Annotated in this window: 12 protein-coding genes and 2 rRNA genes; 9 read left to right on the top strand and 5 right to left on the bottom strand. The window is 61.0% G+C overall.

The genetic code is table 11. The features are described 5' to 3' along the window. Positions 1 to 15: 15 nt before the first annotated feature. A 23S ribosomal RNA gene (locus tag JC616_RS00070) occupies positions 16 to 2,904 on the bottom strand. Between the two features lie 304 nt (positions 2,905 to 3,208). Continuing rightward, positions 3,209 to 4,744, bottom strand: a 16S ribosomal RNA gene (locus tag JC616_RS00065). The 16S and 23S rRNA genes sit together here, the layout of an rRNA operon. Before the next feature lie 487 nt (positions 4,745 to 5,231). Between JC616_RS00065 and JC616_RS00060 the strand changes: the two genes are divergently transcribed. Then, the gene (locus tag JC616_RS00060; RefSeq protein ID WP_227106009.1) at positions 5,232 to 6,554 is read left to right on the top strand and encodes an MFS transporter; all 1,323 of its coding nucleotides are present in this window, start codon (positions 5,232 to 5,234) and stop codon (positions 6,552 to 6,554) included. A gap of 61 nt (positions 6,555 to 6,615) precedes the next feature. Here the strand turns inward: JC616_RS00060 and hslU are convergent, their stop codons facing one another. Both hslU and hslV read right to left on the bottom strand, forming a co-directional pair. After that, complete coding sequence (gene hslU / locus JC616_RS00055; RefSeq protein ID WP_107801420.1) at positions 6,616 to 7,959, bottom strand: ATP-dependent protease ATPase subunit HslU; 1,344 nt, start codon at positions 7,957 to 7,959, stop codon at positions 6,616 to 6,618. Positions 7,960 to 8,015: 56 nt separating this feature from the next. After that, the gene (gene hslV, locus JC616_RS00050; RefSeq protein WP_107801419.1) at positions 8,016 to 8,591 is read right to left on the bottom strand and encodes an ATP-dependent protease subunit HslV; all 576 of its coding nucleotides are present in this window, start codon (positions 8,589 to 8,591) and stop codon (positions 8,016 to 8,018) included. A gap of 225 nt (positions 8,592 to 8,816) precedes the next feature. Here hslV and JC616_RS00045 point away from each other — a divergent pair, with 225 nt between their 5' ends. The 8 genes from JC616_RS00045 (at position 8,817) to JC616_RS00010 (ending at position 18,522) form a co-directional block, all read left to right on the top strand. Further along, a complete protein-coding gene (locus tag JC616_RS00045; RefSeq protein WP_107801418.1) occupies positions 8,817 to 9,524 on the top strand; it encodes an energy transducer TonB in 708 nt (235 codons plus the stop codon). Next, positions 9,521 to 10,198, top strand: coding sequence for a MotA/TolQ/ExbB proton channel family protein (locus tag JC616_RS00040; protein ID WP_107801417.1), 678 nt, complete (start codon positions 9,521 to 9,523; stop codon positions 10,196 to 10,198). The genes JC616_RS00045 and JC616_RS00040 overlap by 4 nt, the downstream gene beginning before the upstream one ends. Then, positions 10,185 to 10,595 carry an ExbD/TolR family protein gene (locus tag JC616_RS00035; protein ID WP_048415369.1) on the top strand — a complete coding sequence of 137 codons (411 nt, stop codon included), beginning with the start codon at positions 10,185 to 10,187 and terminating at the stop codon, positions 10,593 to 10,595. Before JC616_RS00040 ends, JC616_RS00035 begins: the two co-directional genes overlap by 14 nt. 498 nt (positions 10,596 to 11,093) lie before the next feature. Then, complete coding sequence (locus JC616_RS00030; protein ID WP_227106008.1) at positions 11,094 to 13,349, top strand: TonB-dependent receptor; 2,256 nt, start codon at positions 11,094 to 11,096, stop codon at positions 13,347 to 13,349. A gap of 201 nt (positions 13,350 to 13,550) precedes the next feature. Further along, positions 13,551 to 14,231 carry a Fe2+-dependent dioxygenase gene (locus tag JC616_RS00025; RefSeq protein ID WP_107801415.1) on the top strand — a complete coding sequence of 227 codons (681 nt, stop codon included), beginning with the start codon at positions 13,551 to 13,553 and terminating at the stop codon, positions 14,229 to 14,231. A 212-nt stretch (positions 14,232 to 14,443) separates the two neighbouring features. Further along, entirely contained in the window at positions 14,444 to 16,285 is a 1,842-nt protein-coding gene (locus JC616_RS00020) for a DUF3857 domain-containing transglutaminase family protein (protein ID WP_227106006.1), read from the top strand. Positions 16,286 to 16,534: 249 nt separating this feature from the next. After that, complete coding sequence (locus JC616_RS00015; protein ID WP_107801413.1) at positions 16,535 to 17,092, top strand: PAS domain-containing protein; 558 nt, start codon at positions 16,535 to 16,537, stop codon at positions 17,090 to 17,092. Continuing rightward, the gene (locus JC616_RS00010; RefSeq protein WP_107801412.1) at positions 17,089 to 18,522 is read left to right on the top strand and encodes a methyl-accepting chemotaxis protein; all 1,434 of its coding nucleotides are present in this window, start codon (positions 17,089 to 17,091) and stop codon (positions 18,520 to 18,522) included. The genes JC616_RS00015 and JC616_RS00010 overlap by 4 nt, the downstream gene beginning before the upstream one ends. A gap of 345 nt (positions 18,523 to 18,867) precedes the next feature. Here the strand turns inward: JC616_RS00010 and JC616_RS00005 are convergent, their stop codons facing one another. After that, positions 18,868 to 19,317, bottom strand: a complete 450-nt coding sequence (locus JC616_RS00005) for a hypothetical protein (RefSeq protein ID WP_107801411.1) — start codon at positions 19,315 to 19,317, stop codon at positions 18,868 to 18,870. Positions 19,318 to 19,744 lie beyond the last annotated feature (427 nt).

Raw genomic sequence — 19,744 nt, 5'->3', positions numbered from 1 at the left:
AGCCACTCAAATGATAGGATCAAGCCTCACGAGCAATTAGTATCGGTTAGCTTAACGCCTCACAGCGCTTCCACACCCGACCTATCAACGTCCTGGTCTCGAACGACTCTTCAGGAGGGTCAAGCCCTCAGGGAAGTCTCATCTTCAGGCGAGTTTCCCGCTTAGATGCTTTCAGCGGTTATCTCTTCCGCACTTAGCTACCCGGCAATGCGACTGGCGTCACAACCGGTACACCAGAGGTGCGTCCACTCCGGTCCTCTCGTACTAGGAGCAGCCCCCGTCAAACTTCCAACGCCCACTGCAGATAGGGACCAAACTGTCTCACGACGTTTTGAACCCAGCTCACGTACCACTTTAAATGGCGAACAGCCATACCCTTGGGACCGGCTACAGCCCCAGGATGTGATGAGCCGACATCGAGGTGCCAAACACCGCCGTCGATGTGAACTCTTGGGCGGTATCAGCCTGTTATCCCCGGAGTACCTTTTATCCGTTGAGCGATGGCCCTTCCATTCAGAACCACCGGATCACTATGTCCTGCTTTCGCACCTGCTCGACTTGTCGGTCTCGCAGTTAAGCTACCTTTTGCCATTGCACTATCAGCACGATTTCCGACCGTACCTAGGTAACCTTCGAACTCCTCCGTTACACTTTGGGAGGAGACCGCCCCAGTCAAACTGCCTACCATGCACTGTCCCCAATCCGGATCACGGACCAAGGTTAGAACCTCAAACACACCAGGGTGGTATTTCAAGGACGGCTCCATGAGAACTAGCGTTCCCACTTCATAGCCTCCCACCTATCCTACACAAGTCTGTTCAAAGTCCAATGCAAAGCTACAGTAAAGGTTCACGGGGTCTTTCCGTCTAGCAGCGGGGAGATTGCATCTTCACAAACACTTCAACTTCGCTGAGTCTCAGGAGGAGACAGTGTGGCCATCGTTACGCCATTCGTGCGGGTCGGAACTTACCCGACAAGGAATTTCGCTACCTTAGGACCGTTATAGTTACGGCCGCCGTTTACTGGGGCTTCGATCAAGAGCTTGCACCCCATCACTTAACCTTCCAGCACCGGGCAGGCGTCACACCGTATACGTCCACTTTCGTGTTGGCACAGTGCTGTGTTTTTGTTAAACAGTCGCAGCCACCGATTCTCTGCGACCTCTCAAAGCTCCTCCCGCAGGGGATTCACTCTAAGAGGCATACCTTCTCCCGAAGTTACGGTATCAATTTGCCGAGTTCCTTCTCCTGAGTTCTCTCAAGCGCCTTAGAATTCTCATCCTGCCCACCTGTGTCGGTTTGCGGTACGGTTCTTATGCAGCTGAAGCTTAGTGGCTTTTCCTGGAAGCGTGGTATCAGTCACTTCAGGTCCGTAGACCCTCGTCATCACGTCTCGGCCTTAAGGGGCGGCGGATTTGCCTACCACCCCAGCCTACCGGCTTAAACAGACTATTCCAACAGTCTGATGACCTAACCTTCTCCGTCCCCACATCGCACTGCATAAAAGTACGGGAATTTTAACCCGTTTCCCATCGACTACGCTTTTCAGCCTCGCCTTAGGGGCCGACTCACCCTACGCCGATGAACGTTGCGTAGGAAACCTTGGGCTTTCGGCGAGCGGGCTTTTCACCCGCTTTATCGCTACTCATGTCAGCATTCGCACTTCTGATATCTCCAGCATCCCTTACGAGACACCTTCACAGACCTACAGAACGCTCCCCTACCATCTGCACTTACGTGCAAATCCGCAGCTTCGGTTATCAGTTTGAGCCCCGTTACATCTTCCGCGCAGGACGACTCGACCAGTGAGCTATTACGCTTTCTTTAAATGATGGCTGCTTCTAAGCCAACATCCTGGCTGTCTATGCCTTCCCACCTCGTTTACCACTTAACTGATCATTTGGGACCTTAGCTGGCGGTCTGGGTTGTTTCCCTCTTGACGATGGACGTTAGCACCCACCGTCTGTCTCCCATGCTCGCACTTTCCGGTATTCAGAGTTTGCCATGGTTTGGTAAATCGCAATGACCCCCTAGCCATAACAGTGCTTTACCCCCGGAAGTGATACATGAGGCACTACCTAAATAGTTTTCGGGGAGAACCAGCTATCTCCGAGTTTGTTTAGCCTTTCACCCCTATCCACAGCTCATCCCCTAGTTTTGCAACACTAGTGGGTTCGGACCTCCAGTGCGTGTTACCGCACCTTCATCCTGGCCATGGATAGATCACTCGGTTTCGGGTCTACGCCCAGCAACTAAAGCGCCCTATTCGGACTCGGTTTCCCTACGCCTCCCCTATTCGGTTAAGCTCGCTACTGAACGTAAGTCGCTGACCCATTATACAAAAGGTACGCAGTCACGGAACAAGTCCGCTCCCACTGTTTGTATGCATCCGGTTTCAGGTTCTATTTCACTCCCCTCCCGGGGTTCTTTTCGCCTTTCCCTCACGGTACTGGTTCACTATCGGTCGATCATGAGTATTTAGCCTTGGAGGATGGTCCCCCCATCTTCAGACAGGATTTCTCGTGTCCCGCCCTACTTATCGTACGCCTAGTCCTTGGAATGCGTTTTCGTGTACGGGGCTATCACCCACTATGGCGGTCCTTTCCATGAACCTTCCACTAACACAATCCATAACACGTACAGGCTCTTCCGCGTTCGCTCGCCACTACTAACGGAATCTCGGTTGATTTCTTTTCCTGCAGCTACTTAGATGTTTCAGTTCGCTGCGTTCGCCTCCTCAGACCTATGGATTCAGTCTGGGATCTCCTTGCGGAGGGGTTTCCCCATTCGGACATCGCGGGATCAAAGCTCTATTGCCAGCTCCCCCGCGCTTTTCGCAGGCTTACACGTCCTTCTTCGCCTATGATCGCCAAGGCATCCACCAGATGCACTTAGTCGCTTGACCCTATCATTTCAGTAACCTAGATCACCAAAACAACAAGTGTGTTTGTGCGACGACTACACCGCCCCTTTTGATATGGCGACGTAGCCTAGATACAATCAAATACCCAAGATGACGATCCGTCCGCGTAAAGAGTTAACTCTACGCTTCCTTCTCGCCGTCTTTATATATTCGGCTTCTTCAGTTTGTTAAAGATCAGTGCGTTCAAACAACGCGATCACAGTACTCATCCAAGCACTCTGATCGCGAGACTCAAACTCGCGAATAACCGATAGGCTGTAAGTACTCGATCAACAACCTTCTCTAGAAAGGAGGTGATCCAGCCGCAGGTTCCCCTACGGCTACCTTGTTACGACTTCACCCCAGTCATGAATCCCACCGTGGTAAGCGGCCTCCTTACGGTTAGCCTACCCACTTCTGGTGAAACTCACTCCCATGGTGTGACGGGCGGTGTGTACAAGACCCGGGAACGTATTCACCGCAGCATGCTGATCTGCGATTACTAGCGATTCCGACTTCACGCACTCGAGTTGCAGAGTGCGATCCGGACTACGATCGGTTTTATGAGATTGGCTCCACCTCGCGGCTTCGCGACCCTCTGTACCGACCATTGTATGACGTGTGAAGCCCTGGTCATAAGGGCCATGAGGACTTGACGTCATCCCCACCTTCCTCCGGTTTGTCACCGGCAGTCCCATTAGAGTGCCCAACTTAATGATGGCAACTAATGGCAAGGGTTGCGCTCGTTGCGGGACTTAACCCAACATCTCACGACACGAGCTGACGACAGCCATGCAGCACCTGTGTTAACGCTCCCTTTCGGGCACCACCACATCTCTGCGGCGTTCGTTACATGTCAAGACCAGGTAAGGTTTTTCGCGTTGCATCGAATTAATCCACATCATCCACCGCTTGTGCGGGTCCCCGTCAATTCCTTTGAGTTTTAACCTTGCGGCCGTACTCCCCAGGCGGTCAACTTCTCGCGTTAGCTACGCTACCAAGGATTCAAACCCCCAACAGCTAGTTGACATCGTTTAGGGCGTGGACTACCAGGGTATCTAATCCTGTTTGCTCCCCACGCTTTCGTGCATGAGCGTCAGTGTCATCCCAGGGGGCTGCCTTCGCCATCGGTATTCCTCCGCATCTCTACGCATTTCACTGCTACACGCGGAATTCTACCCCCCTCTGACGCACTCTAGTCGTGCAGTCTCCAATGCCGTTCCCAGGTTAAGCCCGGGGCTTTCACATCAGACTTGCACAACCGCCTGCGCACGCTTTACGCCCAGTAATTCCGATTAACGCTTGCACCCTACGTATTACCGCGGCTGCTGGCACGTAGTTAGCCGGTGCTTATTCTTCCGGTACTCTCAGACCCAGCGGTTATTAACCACTAGGATTTGCTCCCGGACAAAAGTCCTTTACAACCCGAAGGCCTTCTTCAGACACGCGGCATGGCTGGATCAGGCTTGCGCCCATTGTCCAAAATTCCCCACTGCTGCCTCCCGTAGGAGTCTGGGCCGTGTCTCAGTCCCAGTGTGGCGGATCATCCTCTCAGACCCGCTACTGATCGACGCCTTGGTGAGCCTTTACCTCACCAACTAGCTAATCAGACATCGGCTGCTCGTATAACGTGAGGCCTTTCGGTCCCCCACTTTCCCCCTCAGGGCGTATGCGGTATTAATCCGGCTTTCGCCGAGCTATCCCCCATTACACGGTACATTCCGATGCATTACTCACCCGTTCGCCACTCGTCAGCGGTGCAAGCACCCTGTTACCGTTCGACTTGCATGTGTAAAGCATGCCGCCAGCGTTCAATCTGAGCCAGGATCAAACTCTTCAGTTCAATTCCAAGCAAATTTTCTGGCACGCAAGATCAAAGAAACATCGAGACATTTCTCGTCTTGCAGTGCAAGTGTTTGGTCATCGACCGAGCACTTACACCTATCGGTTATTCGTTCTGTTAAAGATCGGTGCAGGTCGCTGCGTTTCGTTTCCGCCGCTGCGTTGTCTGCTGAGGAGGTGAAATATACGTTACAGCCCTCGCTCCGTCAACACCTATTTTGAAAAAAGAGAGGGTTTTTAAGATATCAACACCTAAGTCAATGATTTAAATGAACATCATCCATAAAGAATTTTACAAGAACTTTTGGGCAAGCCGGAAAACAAGGCTTCCCAGCTTGTTGTCGTCGGCAGATAAGCTGCGAAAGCGGGCAGATTTTCCCCGGTTTTTCCGAAAAACCCGCTTTCCGGCAAATTATTCGGCGCAGACTTTATGCCTTAGTCATTAATTGTTAAGCTAAGCGCATCCCCACCGCCCAGGAGCCCCCCTCATGCAGCAAACCTTGCGTCAACGATTGGAGGGCCTGCCCGCGCCGTTTTACGCCTTGATGCTGAGCGACGTGCTGAGCGGGCTGGCGATGGGCGCCGGTTACGTCGCCATCAGCTGGTGGGTGGTGCAATCCGGCGGCGCGCGCGATATGGCGTGGTTCGGCTCGATCACCGCGCTGGTGATGTTGCTGTCGCTGCCGCTGACCGCGCCCTTGGGCGACCGCCTGCCCAAGAACCGGCTGATAGGAAGCGGCATGCTGCTGGCGATGTTGAGCGCCCTGCTGTTGGCGCTGATGGCGGCCATGGGCTGGTATCGCATCGGCTGGGTGATTGCAGTGGAGTCGCTGGCCATGCTGGCCTGGTCCATCGTGCTGCCGTCCATGCTGAGCATCGCCGCCGAGATGGTGCCGGCGGCCAGACTGGGCGATGCGCTGTCCTTACAGAAAAGCTCGCAGTCGGCGGGCAATCTGATCGGCCCGGTCTTGGGCGGCGGCCTGATGGCGGCGACCTCGCCCACCCTGACCCTGCTGGCCTATGCCTTCTTGCTGGTGGTGGCCGCCGCGGCCTCCTTATATGTGCGCGTGCCGCCGCGCGCGGCAGGCGCCGTCCGCAGCCCCTGGCTGGAAGATATCCGCAGCGGCTTGTACGCGCGCTGGCGCATTCCGCTGGAACGCTATTGGACCTTGGCGGTATTCATCACCCTGGTGGCCTTCATGCCGCTGGTGACCACCTTGCTGCCGGTCAAGCTGCATGCGCTGGGCTTGTCCGCCGCCTGGCTGGGCGGTTGCGAGGCGGCGATCAGCGCCGGCATGCTGCTGGGTTCGCTATGGTTCACCCATGTGCTGCTGCGCCGCTTCAGCCGTTACCAGGCGCGCACCCTCGGCATGCTGGTCTGCGGCGTATTGATGCTGGTGGTGGCGCTCAGCGACAACCCTTGGCTGATCCTGGCCTGTTTCGCGGTGATGGGGCTGATGTTCGCGCTGAACCAGCTGATCGGCCAGACCCACCGCACGCTGGCGGTGCCGGAGAATTACCGCGCGCGCTTTTCCGCCATCAATGTGATGCTGGTGAAGATAGGCTCGATGCTGGGGCCAGCGCTGGCCGGAGCGCTGCTGCATGTGCTGCCGCTGGACCGGGTTTATCTGATCTTCGCGTTGCTGCATTTGGCCACCGTGCTGCCCATGCTGCTGTTGCCGGGCTTGAAGGCTTTCCTGGAGCTGGACCACGAGGAGGTGAAGGATTGGTATTGGCGGCATCACCCGGAGGCGTTCCGCGATTTGGCGGCCGTGCCAGCCGCCGCCAAGCCGGCCTGTGAGACGCACTGAGACGGATGCAAAAACGGCGGCCATCGGCCGCCGTTCGCGTTTCTATATATAAAGGAGTAGATCAGAGCACGTAACGCGCCAGATCTTCGCGCTCGGCCACCTGCTCCAACTTGCTGTCGACATAGGCGGCGTCGATCTCGCAGCGGCCGGCCTTGGCGTCGAACGCCACTTCTTCCAACAGCTTTTCCATCACGGTGTAGAGACGGCGCGCGCCGATGTTCTCGGTTTTCTCGTTGACCCGCCAGGCGATCTCGGCCAAGCGCTGGATGCCGGATTCGGCAAACTCCAGTTCCACGCCCTCGGTGGCCATCAACGCCTGGTACTGACGGGTCAGGCAGGCGTTGGTGCTGGTGAGGATGGCCTTGAAGTCGTCCACGGTCAGCGAGGAGAGTTCAACGCGGATGGGCAGACGGCCTTGCAGTTCCGGGATCAGGTCCGACGGCTTGGACAGCTGGAAGGCGCCGGAGGCGATGAACAGGATGTGGTCGGTCTTGACCATGCCGTACTTGGTGGACACGGTGGTGCCTTCCACCAGCGGCAGCAGGTCGCGCTGCACGCCGGCGCGCGAGACGTCGGCGCCGCCCTGGCCTTCGCTGCGGCTGGTGACCTTGTCGATCTCGTCCAGGAACACGATGCCGTTCTGCTCGACGTTCTTCAGCGCTTCGGCGCGCAGTTCCTCGTCGTTGACCAGCTTGGCGGCTTCCTCGTCTATCAACTGCTTGCGCGCCTCCGTCACCTTCATCTTGGCCGTCTGTTTCTTGCCGGAGCCCATGCCCTGGAACATGCCTTGCAGCTGGCTGGCGAAATCCTCCATCCCCGGCGGGGCCATCACATTCATCTGCGCCGCCGGCGCGGCGATTTCGATTTCGATCTCTTTATCGTCCAGCGCGCCTTCGCGCAGCATCTTGCGGAATTTCTGGCGGGTGGCGCCGTCTTCCGGCTTGGCCTCCGCTTCCGGCTCGCCACCGAAGAAACCGGCCTGCTGACGCGGGCGCGGCAGCAGCACGTCCAGGATGCGGTCTTCCGCCGCGTCTTCCGCGCGCGGGCGGTTGCGCTTGATGGCGGCGTCGCGGGTGTCCTTGATCGCCACTTCCACCAGGTCGCGGATGATGGTGTCCACATCGCGGCCGACATAGCCCACCTCGGTGAACTTGGTGGCTTCTATCTTGATGAAGGGCGCGCCGGACAACTTGGCCAGGCGGCGGGCGATCTCGGTCTTGCCCACACCGGTGGGGCCTATCATCAGGATGTTCTTGGGGGTGATTTCGCTGCGCAGCGGCTCGGCCACCTGCTGACGGCGCCAGCGGTTGCGCAAGGCCACCGCCACCGCGCGCTTGGCGGCGTTCTGGCCGATGATGTGTTGGTCCAGCTCGTGGACGATTTCCTGCGGGGTCATTTGCGTCATGACGTTCTCCAGCCGGAAGCGGCGCTCCCGGCGATTTGATTCTTGAATCGGGCGGCTCAGTTGGCTGCCGGCTCTTTGCCTTCCGGCTCTTCGGCGTCGTCCAACAGCTCGATCACATGGTTGTGGTTGGTGTAGATGCAGATGTCGCCGGCGATCTCCAGCGACTTCTTCACCACCACTTCCGGCGCCAGATCGGTGTTTTCAAACAGCGCGCGCGCCGCGGACTGGGCGTAGGCGCCGCCGGAGCCGATGGCGGCGATGCCTTGCTCCGGTTCCAGCACGTCGCCGTTGCCGGTGATGATCAGGGTGCTGTTCTTGTCGGCGACGATCAGCATCGCCTCCAGCCGGCGCAGCATGCGGTCGGTGCGCCAGTCCTTGGCCAGTTCCACCGCCGACACCAGCAGATTGCCCTGATGTTTTTGCAGCTTGGCTTCAAAACGCTCGATCAGGGTGAAGGCGTCGGCGGTGCCGCCGGCAAAGCCCGCCAGCACCTTGCCGCCGTGCAGCTTGCGCACCTTGCGCGCCGAGGCCTTGATCACGATGTTGCCCAGGGTGACCTGGCCATCCCCGCCCAGCGCCACGCGATTGCCGCGGCGAATGGACACGATGGTGGTTCCGTCGAACTGTTGCATGTTTTGTATTCCAATAATGTCGCCACCGGCACTCCGCCGTGGCCAATGCTGCAAAATATGCAGGCAAAACCATGGATTGCAAGCGCCGGGCCGCTCCGGCGCGCCGGCGGACGCGACGCTTGGCAAAATCCTTTTCCCTTCATTTATTTACCCATATCAATGACGTGAGGATATACGCGTTTTCCAGCTTGGATAATGAGAATAGTTTGTATTATCATCACCGTCATGAACCAGCGAATTCTTCAATACTCGGCGCTCTCCAGCACCGTGGGCCTGCATGCCCTGGTCTTCGTGCTGATGGGCGGCGCAGTGGCGATGCAGGCGCCGATCACGCTGCCGCGCGTCGCCAGCATGGAAATGATCAGCCTGGCCGCGCCCAGCAAGGCCGCCGCGCCGGCTGCGCCCAAGCAGCAGCCCAAGCCCGAGAAAAAGCCGACGCCGCAGGTCAAGCCCACCCCGACGCCGAAGCCGACTCCGGTCAAACCCAAAGTAATGGCCACGCCCACGCCGGCCGCGCCCAGCGCCAAGGCCATCAGCGTGCCCACCGCCGCCCCCGCGGCGGAAAGCAAGCCCAGCGCGGCCACCAGCTCCGCCGAGGGCGGCAGCTCGCGCGGCCAGTCCGCCGACGCCAAGCCCTCGATCACCGAGCCGATGTACCGGGGCGGCTATCTGAACAATCCCAAGCCGGCCTACCCGGCGCTGTCCATCGAGGAAGGCGAAACCGGCACCGTGCAGCTGCGGGTGCACGTATCCGCCCAAGGCCAGCCGCTGGACGTGGCGCTGGCCAACACCAGCGGCTTCCCGCGCTTGGACCGCGCCGCCCTAGCGGCGGTGAAGAAATGGACCTTCACCCCGGCCAAACGCGGCAATGAAGCCATCGCCTACACCTTTATCGTTCCCGTTGAATTTTCTTTGAAGTCTGCCAAATCATGAATCTAATGACTGTATTCCAACAAGGGGACGCCGTGCTGGTCGCGGTGTTCATGATCCTGGTCCTGATGTCGGTGCTGACCTGGTACCTGATCCTGGTTCGCGGCGTCAGCACCTGGCATATCCGCCGCGCCAACAAGCAGGCCGAGGCCGCGCTGTGGGATGCCCCCAACTGGAAACAGGCGGAAACCCAGCTGCAGGATTCCCGCGCGCCCTTCGCCAACCTCACCCGCCAGGGCCTGGCCGCGCTGCGCCACTACCGCAGCCAGGCTGAGCGCCCGCTGGGCCAGAGCTGCGATCTGGACGAATTCCTGACCCGCGCCATCCGCAAGGGCCTGGCACAGGAAAACGGCAAGCAGGAAACCGGCATGACCGTGCTGGCCTCGGTGGGCTCCACCGCGCCCTTCATCGGCTTGTTCGGCACGGTATGGGGCATTTACCACGCGCTGGTGAACATCGGCGCGGCCGGCCAGGTCACCATCGCCGCGGTGGCCGGCCCCATCGGCGAGGCCCTGGTGGCCACCGCCGCCGGCCTGGCCGCCGCCATCCCCGCGGTGCTGGCCTACAACGCCCTGACCCGCATGCAGCGCATCATGGCTCAGGACATGGACTACTTCGCCCACGATCTGCACGCCCAGCTGCTGACTCAGTCCGGAGAGATCGATGGCCTTCGGTAGTTTCGACAAGGGCGGCTCCGCCCCGATGGCCGACATCAACACCACCCCGCTGGTGGATGTGATGTTGGTGCTGCTGGTGGTGTTCATCATCACCACCCCGCTGCTGACCAATACCGTCAAGCTGGATCTGCCGCAGGCCAGCGCCGCCGCGCAGCAGAGCCAGCCCAAGGAAATCCGCCTGGCCATAGACGCCGCCGGCGCGGTGTTCTGGAACGACGTCAAAGTGCCGGAAGGCGAGCTGGACGCCCGTTTCGCCGCCGCCGCCCGCGACAACCCGCAAGTGGAGCTGCACTTGTTCGCCGACAAGAGCGTGCGTTACGAAACCGTGGCCAAAACCCTGGCCAGCGCCCAACAAGGCGGCATCAGCAAGATCGGCTTCGCCACCGAAGCGCCGTAAAAACCGCCTGCGAGCAGGCCGGCGCCCGCCGGCCGCTCGCGCAGAGCCGTCACGCAAGCCCACGCCATTGGTTTGCTTGAGGACTCTGCCAGCCGGCCCCTAAGAACGTGTTTACGATCTCGCGAGCTAAGGCGAGACAAGGCGTTGTGGCTGAGAAAGCGGAATGTACGCGCGGTACATGAGCATTTCGAAACCGTTTTTAACGCTGTGTCGCCGACGCGCAGCAGATCGTAAACAGGTTCTAAGAGCCTGAGCCGCAGTAGACGCGAGATCCGCGTCCCGTACCCGCCAGCGCGCAGCCGCTTATCCAGCCGCTATTTCGCGCCGGTTCCTCACCCCTCTCCACCCACTCCACGGACTGCCGCCGCGCAGACCAGGAGGGCCTTCGTCCGCTCCTTGCCCGGACCAGGCCGGAGAAGCGCGCAGTCAGGCAAAGAAGAGCAGAGCCGGCCTTAGCCGGCCGGCGATTATAACGACACAAACAAAATGAGAACCCTGATGGAACATCTGCCCACCCCAAGCCGCGGCAGCGGCATCGTCGCGCGCAAGTTGCCCGCGAAAATCGGCGCCGGCATGCTCGCCGCCGCCCTCTCCCCCGGACTGGCCCTGGCCGCCGACGCGCCCACCAAACTGGAAACCGTGCGCGTGGAAGGCGAAACGCCGGTGCGCGGCAGCCTGAAGACCGAGTCCAGCGCCATCGGCAAGCTGAACCAGAAGCTGAAGGACATCCCGCAATCGGTCACCGTGCTCAGCAAGCAATTGCTGGAAGATCAGGCCGTCTCCAATTTGAAGGACGCGCTGCGCAACGTGCCCGGCATCACCTTCGCCGCCGGCGAAGGCGGCCGCACCGGCGACCAGGTGGTGATCCGCGGCTTTTCCGCCTTCACCGACACCTATCTGGATGGCATGCGCGACATCGGCCAGTACAACCGCGACACCTTCAACCTGGAAAAAGTGGAAGTGCTGAAGGGCGCCAGCTCCATGCTGTTTGGCCGCGGCTCCACCGGCGGCGTGGTCAACCAGGCCAGCAAGACGCCGTTCGCCGGCTCTCTGGTGGCGGGTGAAATGAGCGTCGGCAGCAATCGCTTCGCTCGCTCCACCTTCGACATCAACCAGGCGTTCAGCGACAGCGCCGCGATGCGCGTCAACCTGATGGCCACCGACGACGGCAGCGACCGCGGCCCGGTGAAGAACCAGCGCTTCGGCGTCGCGCCGTCCCTGGCCTTCGGCCTGGGCGAACCCACCACCCTGGTGCTGTCCTACTTCCACCAGAAGGAAGACAATGTTCCGGACTACGGCATCCCGTTCAACGCCAACACCCAGCAGCCCATCGACGTGCCGCGCGACCGCTTCTACGGCCTGAACAGCGACTTCGAGAAAACCCAGACCGACATCCTCACCGCCAAGCTCACCCACCGCTTCAGCGACGACCTGGTGCTGAGCAACCAATTGCGTTTCAACCGCTTCTGGCGCGATGTGTCGCCGACCGCGCCGCGCAATCCATCAAAACAACTGAATAAACCAGCCAACCAAGGCGGAACCTGGACCGGACGCTATGTTTGCGGCGACGCGGTTAGCGGCCAAGTCGTCGACCCCAACTCCGCGATGTGCCGCAGCAAGCCGATGCGCGACGGCATCGATTGGTCGTGGAACAACCAGACCGATCTGGTCAGCAAGTTCGATACCGGCAGCGTGCGCCATACGCTGCTGACCGGCTTGGAGCTGAGCAAGGAAAAATCCGACACCAACCGCTACGCCACGCTTGGCCTAGTTGCTCCCACCGACCGGGACAATCCCAATCCGGGATCGCCCACCGACCTCAGCCGCTACCGCAGCAGCAACACCCAGTTCGACGCCAGCAATATCGGCCTGTACGCGATGGACACGCTGGAGCTGAACCCGCAATGGAAGGCCGTGGTGGGCGCGCGCTTCGACCGCTTCAGCGGCGACTACAAGATCCGCGCCGGCAAGCGCGACGGCTCCGTCAATCAAGACCCCAGCAGCAGCTACGACGTCAGCCGCACCGACAATGTGTGGAGCTGGCGCGGCGGCCTGATCTGGCAGCCCAGCAGCGCCCAGTCCTACTATCTGAGCTACGGCACCTCGTTCAACCCGTCGGGCGAAGCCTATGCGCTGGACAAGGCCACCGCCAAGGTGGATCCGGAAAAGAACCGCAATATCGAACTGGGCGCCAAGTGGGATCTGTTCGAAGGCGACGCCAGCCTGCGCGCGGCGCTGTTCCGCATCGAGAAGACCAACGAACGCAACACCGATCCGCTGGACCAGAACACCGTGCTGCTGTCCGGCAAGCGCCACACCGATGGCGTGGAAGTGGAGGGCGCCGGGCGGCTGAGCGAACGCTGGGACGTCTTCGCCGGCCTGACCTTGATGAAGTCCCGCATCGACAAGGCCGCGCCGCCGGCCTTGGGCGCCTCCGGCACCGAAGGCAATATGCCGCGTTACACACCCAAGGTCACCGCCAACCTGTGGACCACCTACAAGTTCACCGAAGAAGTGATCGGCGGTTTCGGCCTGACCCATGTGGGCAAGCGCTACGCGCATGAAGCCAACACCAACTACCTGCCGGCCTACACCGTGGCCAACGCGATGCTGGCTTACGAGACCCGCAAGTACAAGGTGCAGCTGAATGTGAACAACCTGGCCAACAAGACCTACTTCGACGGCGGCTACCCAGCGCACGCCACGCTGGGCACCCCGCGCGAAGCGCAACTGACGGTCAGCTTCAAGTACTAAGCAGGTGATTACGATCTCGCGAGCCAGAACGAGACCAGGCGCAAGCGGCTGAGAAAGCGGCCTGCGCCGATGGCGCATGAGCGCTTCGAAGCCGGCGCTCATCGCACAATGTCCCTACCGGCGCGCAGCAGATCGTAAACCGCTTGCAAGCCGGCTCCGGCCCCCGGTTCGCCGGGGGCTTGGCCCCATTACGGAGACCCCATGTTATTGCACATCCCCGCGGTGCTGAGCGCCGAAGAACTGGCGCTGGGCCGCGAACTGCTGGCCCGCGCCGACTGGGCGGACGGCCGCATCACCGCCGGCAGCCAGTCCGCCCAGGTCAAACGCAATCTGCAGCTGCCGCAGCAACTGCCGGAAGCCCAACAACTGCAGGCCATGGTGGAAGGCGCGCTGCAACGCAACGGCCTGTTCTTCTCCGCCGCGCTGCCGGCCAAAATCTTCCCGCCGCTGTTCAACTGCTACCAGGCCGGCATGGACTTCGGCAACCACGTGGACAACGCCGTGCGCCGCCACCCCTTCGACAACGGCTGGGTGCGCACCGACGTGTCCTGCACCCTATTCTTCAGCCGCCCGGACGAATACGAAGGCGGCGAACTGGTGATTGAAGACACTTACGGCAGCCATAGCGTCAAGCTGGACGCCGGCGACATGGTGCTCTATCCGTCCACCAGCCTGCACCGGGTGGAACCGGTCACCGCCGGCGCGCGGCTGGCTTCCTTCTTCTGGGTGCAAAGCATGATCGGCGACGACGGCAAACGCCGGCTGCTGTTCGACATGGACGCGGCGATCTCCAGCCTGCGCCAGCAATTGGGCGACAACGAAGCCCTAGTGGCGCTGACCGCCAACTACCATAACCTGCTGCGGATGTGGGCCGCGCCGTGAACGCCCGTTGACCATCCGCCATCTTGTCCCGCACTTGCGCGCGGGATCGCGGACAAGCTCAACAGCGACACAAAAAGCACACACATTCGCAAGCGCTAATATGCGAATATGGAACGCTTGACCCCATCCGGCGGCGCGGACGCCGGATGCGCGTTTTCTCCGCCCTCGCGCCGTATAATCATCACCGCAACATCACACTTTTCGATTCCACTATGCGTACACTCACTCTCGGGCTGGCCGCCGGCCTCTACAGCAGCTTCAGCGCCGCCGCGCTGCAACCGGTCAGCGAAGCGCCGCTGGCGGTCAAAACCGCCGTCAGTTGCCAGCACAATAAAGACAACAGCCTGGACTGCGTCACCAGCAAGCAATTCACCATCCTGCACCCCTCCGGCCGCGAACAGCTGTCCCGCATCGACTTCACCTACCCGGCCGAAGACCGCCTGCGGGTGGAACAGGCCGAAGTGATCCAGCCCAACGGCAAAGTGATCAAACTGGGCAAATCCCAGATCGAAACCCGCGCCGCGCCCAATCCGGACGCCGGCGTCAGCCGCGACATGCAAACCTGGATGGCCTTCCCGGAATTGTCGGTGGGCAGCACCGTGTCCTACCGCATCAAGACCCACAGCGTGGCGCAGCCCTTGGTGCGCCAGCTGCGCTACCAATTGGACTTGGGCCCGCAAAAAGCGCGCGAAGACAGCTTCAACTTCGACATCCAGTCCACGCGCCCGCTGATCTGGCGCGGCATGATGCTGGACGATTACGCGGTGGACGCCAGCGCGGACCGCAAACGCGTCAAGGTCTCGCTGCGCCGGCCGCGCTACCTCAACTACATCAACGAGTGGAACAACAGCGCGCTGCGCGAATGGCCGCAGTTGGTGATCGCCACCTCGGACCAGCCGCAAGACCACTTCGGCGCTCACGCCCGCCGTTACAACGAAATCCTGGCCGCGCCGCTGCCGCCGGCCGCCGCCGCCGTGGTGGCCGCCAACCAGGGCAAGCCGGCCGCGGAGCAGGCGGCCGCCTTCATGCAGCACATCAACCGCAACTACCGCTACCTCAACGACACCCGTCTGGCGGAACGCGGCCTGGTGCCGTTCACGCTGGCGGAAATCGAAAAGCACGGCTACGGCGACTGCAAAGACCTCTCCACCCTGCTGACCGCCATGCTGCGCCGCTCCGGCGTCGCCGCCGAGCCGGCGCTGATCTACCGCGGCAAGTTCGCCCCGCCGCTGCTGCTGCCCGGCATCGGCGCGCCCAACCACATGATCGTCCGCGCCGACATCGCCGGACAGACCTGGTGGCTGGACCCGACCAACCCCTTCTTCCAGCCCGGCCGCATCATGTCTGACCTGCAAGACCGCTGGGCCTTCATCATCGGCAAGGACGGCGTGGTCAGCCAGACCCAGGTGCCGATGGAGCCGGCGCGCACCGATCTGAACATCAAGCGCGAAAACGCGCTGCAAGCCGACGGCAGCGCCGACGTCCGCGCCGATATCGAACTGGGCAACTCCACGCTGATCGACACCATTCTGCAAGACCGTTACCAGGGCGTCAGCGCCACCGACCAAAGCCTGTGCAACCGGCTGAGCAATCAACCGGAAGGCTGCAAGGTCCAGCGCGACAAGACCTCCTTCATGGTGCCGTCCGTCTACCCGTTGCGCATGAGCGTGCGCGACCCGCGCATGCTGGAGAAGATCTCCGGCCTGTTTCTCTACGACTCCCACTTCAAGGGCGTGTGGGACAGCTTCGACAGCTACAAGCGCAACGGCAACCTGGCCGACGTCTACCTGGGCGACGCCAGCGCCATGCAGTCCGACGTGCTGCTCAAGGGCGCCAAGGCCATCCAGCCGGCCTTCGAGTGCAAGGTCAGCTCTCCCTGGTACGAGGTCAACGCCAAGCAGCAGCAAACCCCGGCCGGCATCCGCGTCCAGTACCGGATCAGCAATAAGGTGCGCTGGCTCAGCCACGCCGAGATCAACAGCCCGGAATTCGCCAAGCTGATAGACGATGCCCGCGCCTGCGTGTCCCAGATCCGCCAGATCGTCAAACTCTGAAAACCGCTTCCATGCCAGCGGCGCGCCCCAAGATGTTGAACCGGCTCTGACGCCCTGCCCACCCGCGCCGCAAAGGATGCCGAAGGCATCCTTTTGTTTTTGTAAGAACTGGATTATTAAGAAGTAATTTAAGCAGCACCCTGTCAAGCATGGGCAGTACAAATAAATAAACGCTTGCCCCTACTGGGCCAGTGGCCGAAAATGAACATTTAGAGGTTATGCAATCGACAAATAAGAGAGAAACAGACCATGACGCACCCCGCCGCCGGCCCGGCCAGCAAGGAAATCCGGCTCGCTCCTCATGAACTGATCATCACCAAGACCGACCCCACCGGCCACATCACCTACGCCAACCGCGTGTTCATGCGCATCGCCGGCTACGCCGAGCACGAACTGCTGGGCAAACCGCATAATCTGATCCGCCATCCCGACATGCCGCGCGGCGCCTACCGGCTGATGTGGAAAACCCTGCAACAGGGCCAGGAATTCTTCGCCGTGGTGAAAAACCACAGCAAAAACGGCGACTACTATTGGGTGCTGGCCAACGTCACCCCGGACTACGATCTGCGCGGCCAACTGCAAGGCTATTACTCCGTGCGCCGGCCGCCCAGCCAGGAAGCGATCAAGGCCATAGAACCCGTCTACGCCCAGATGCGCCAGATCGAAGCCAGCCACAACAAGGCCACCGCGCCTGACGCCTCCGTGGCCTGGCTGCTGCAAGTGCTGGCGGAAAAAGGCGTCAGCTATCAGGACTTCATCCTGTCCCTCAACGCCCAGGTGCTGCAAGCGCCGGGAGTCGCCGCATGAACCACGACAAAAAACCGCCCTTCCTGCGCACCCAGCTGGGCTGGTGCATCATCAGCTTCAACCTGCTGGTCGCCTTCTCGCTGCTGGACGGCTTCCTGTTCCCGGAAATCGTCGGCCACATCGTGGACGCGCTGCTGCTGGCCGTCTCCATCGCCCTGTCTCTGCTGCTGTGGCGCCACAGTGGCCGCATCTTCGGTCTGCTCAACACCCTGCATGAACAACTGGGCTACGCCAGCTCCGGCGAACTGCACCACCGCGCCACCGGCACCCGCAACCTGGGCGAAGTGGGCAAGCTCGCCTGGCAGCTCAATGATTTCCTCGACCTGATCGAAACCTATTTCAAGGAAATCAACACCTGCTTCAAGGCCATCAGCGCCGGCGACTACAGCCGCCGCCCGCTGAGCCAGGGCCTGCCGGGCATCCTGGCCAGCTCGCTGGGCAGCGTCAACCACGCCATCCAGACCATGGCCGACAACGACGGCTACATCCGCCGCAACCGCCTGTCCTCGCAGCTGGCCGCGCTCAACAACCCGCATCTGCGCAAGGATCTGGCCAGCAATCAGAGCGATCTGGAAGACATCAGCCAAGCCATGGCCGACGTGGCCGCCATCACCCAGGACACCGCCGACGGCGCGCGCGTCAGCCTGGAAACCGCCCAGCACCTGTCCGGCCACCTGGACACCATCGCCGACAGCGTCAGCAGCATGGACACCGCCAGCACCGCGCTGGCCCAGGAATGGCAGGGCATAGAAACCTCGCTGGCCGACATCTCCGCCATCGCCGATCAAACCAATCTGCTGGCGCTGAACGCCGCCATTGAAGCCGCCCGCGCCGGCGAAACCGGCCGCGGCTTCGCCGTGGTGGCCGATGAAGTGCGCAAGCTGGCCGAACGCAGCAAGAGCACCGCCAACAATGTGCAGGACGTGCTGGAAAACCTGTCGCTGCGCATCGGCAATATGCAGACCCAGGCCAGCGCCGCCGGCAATGTGGCCAGCCAGGTCAAGGACTCGGTGGAAACCTTCCGCCAGCGCTTCAGCAGCCAGGTGGAGCAGTCGCAGCAAGTGATGGCGCAGGTGAACCGCGTGCACGACAAATCCCAGCTCAGCCTGCAAAAGGTGGGCCACGTGATCTTCAAGCAGACCGCCTATCACTCGATAGAGGAGGCCAAGCCGCTGGAGCAGGGCAGCGAGCTGCAAGGCTGGCTGCAACTGCAAGGCCAGCAGTCTTTTGGCCAGACCCGCTCCTGGAGCGAGCTGGCGGCCACCGAGCAGCAGGCCAGCCAGCACATCGGCGCCGCGCTGGCGGTGTTTGGCCAGGAAGGCCCGCTGGACGAGCAGGAGATCGTCGAGCGGATGCAGAAGCTGGAGCAGGACAGCGGCCGCATCCTGCGCTATCTGGACAAGCTGGGCGAGGAGAAGCACGGCCAGTAAGCCGCGCGACAGTGCCTGCCACATCGGCAAGAGGCATTGGAGCCTCGGCTGACATTCAAGCAAGCAGGAATCAAGCGGGGCCGCTTTGGGCTGCCCCGCTTTTTTGCGTGCGCCGGCTCGGCGGCAAACGGTGTCGGTGGGTATCGTCTAGCGGCTCCACCCACCCTACAAGACCATCCGCCGTAGGGTGGGTGGGACGCAGCGATACCCACGCGGAAACGCGATGGGATCAATGCTTGGGTCTCAATGGCGGGGTTCGGTGGGTATCGCCTCTCGGCTCCTCCCACCCTACAAGACCCTCCACCGTAGGGTGGGTGGAGCGCAGCGATGCCCACCGCAAGACGTTTAGCGGTTTCGCAAGCGGATGCGGCGGAAGCGCGCTTCCAGGCTGAAACGCTGTCCCAGCGCCAGGTAGATCTGGTGTTGGCTGTCTACATGGCGGTAAACCCGGACCCGGTCGGCGCCCAGCAGCATCATGATTTCCAGATAGTTGAAAAAGCCCATCCACTGGCCGCGTCCGGCGCGGTCGTCAAAATCGATGTCGCGCGCCACGCGGCTGAGCAGGCCTTTACCGACGTATTCCCGATTGTCCTTCAGCCATTGCAACAGGTGAGCCGCGCATTCGCGGCCATAGGCGTGGTCGGCGAGGAGATCCTTGCTGGGCGTGGGCATTTGCCAGTAATGCGGGTAGGTGCGGCCGGGGCAGAAGCGGACGAAGGGCAGCAGTGCGCTCTGTTGTTCCAGGGCGTTCAGTTTGTAGCGGCGGCGCGGGGGAAAGTTTTGAGGCTGTTGCATGGTGTTTCTCCTGTAATGACACAAGATGAAGCACCTGATCCCAAGTTAAGAGGGAACAGGATTGGCGTCTAAATCAATCAAATCGTTGTCAGTGCCGACTTATCGTCCACCATGCGCCTGCCAAATGGCGCGGCCATGGTAAAGCAGCCCGCGCAGTATGCTGCGTAGGCTGGTGATACACACGAACGGGACGCCAATCCCGTGTGCCGCATGTGGGCGGCAACGGGGGGATTGTTCCTGAGGGGACGCTTGGGGTCAAGGTAGGGTGGTTGCTTTGCTTGAGCGTGGCTGACTTGTTGAGTGATCTGGTTTTGAATCCGCTGCGCGGATGATGATTTTGATTGCCGGGGCTGCCCGGCAGGCAGGAAGGGACCAGGGGCGCGTCGCAAACGTGGTTTCTCCTTGGCTCTTTGGAGATATCCACAGA

The sequence above is a fragment of the Chromobacterium rhizoryzae genome (assembly GCF_020544465.1).
GTDB lineage: Bacteria > Pseudomonadota > Gammaproteobacteria > Burkholderiales > Chromobacteriaceae > Chromobacterium.
Note: the sequence above shows the minus strand (reverse complement) of the source record. Positions and strands in the feature narration are given on the sequence as shown.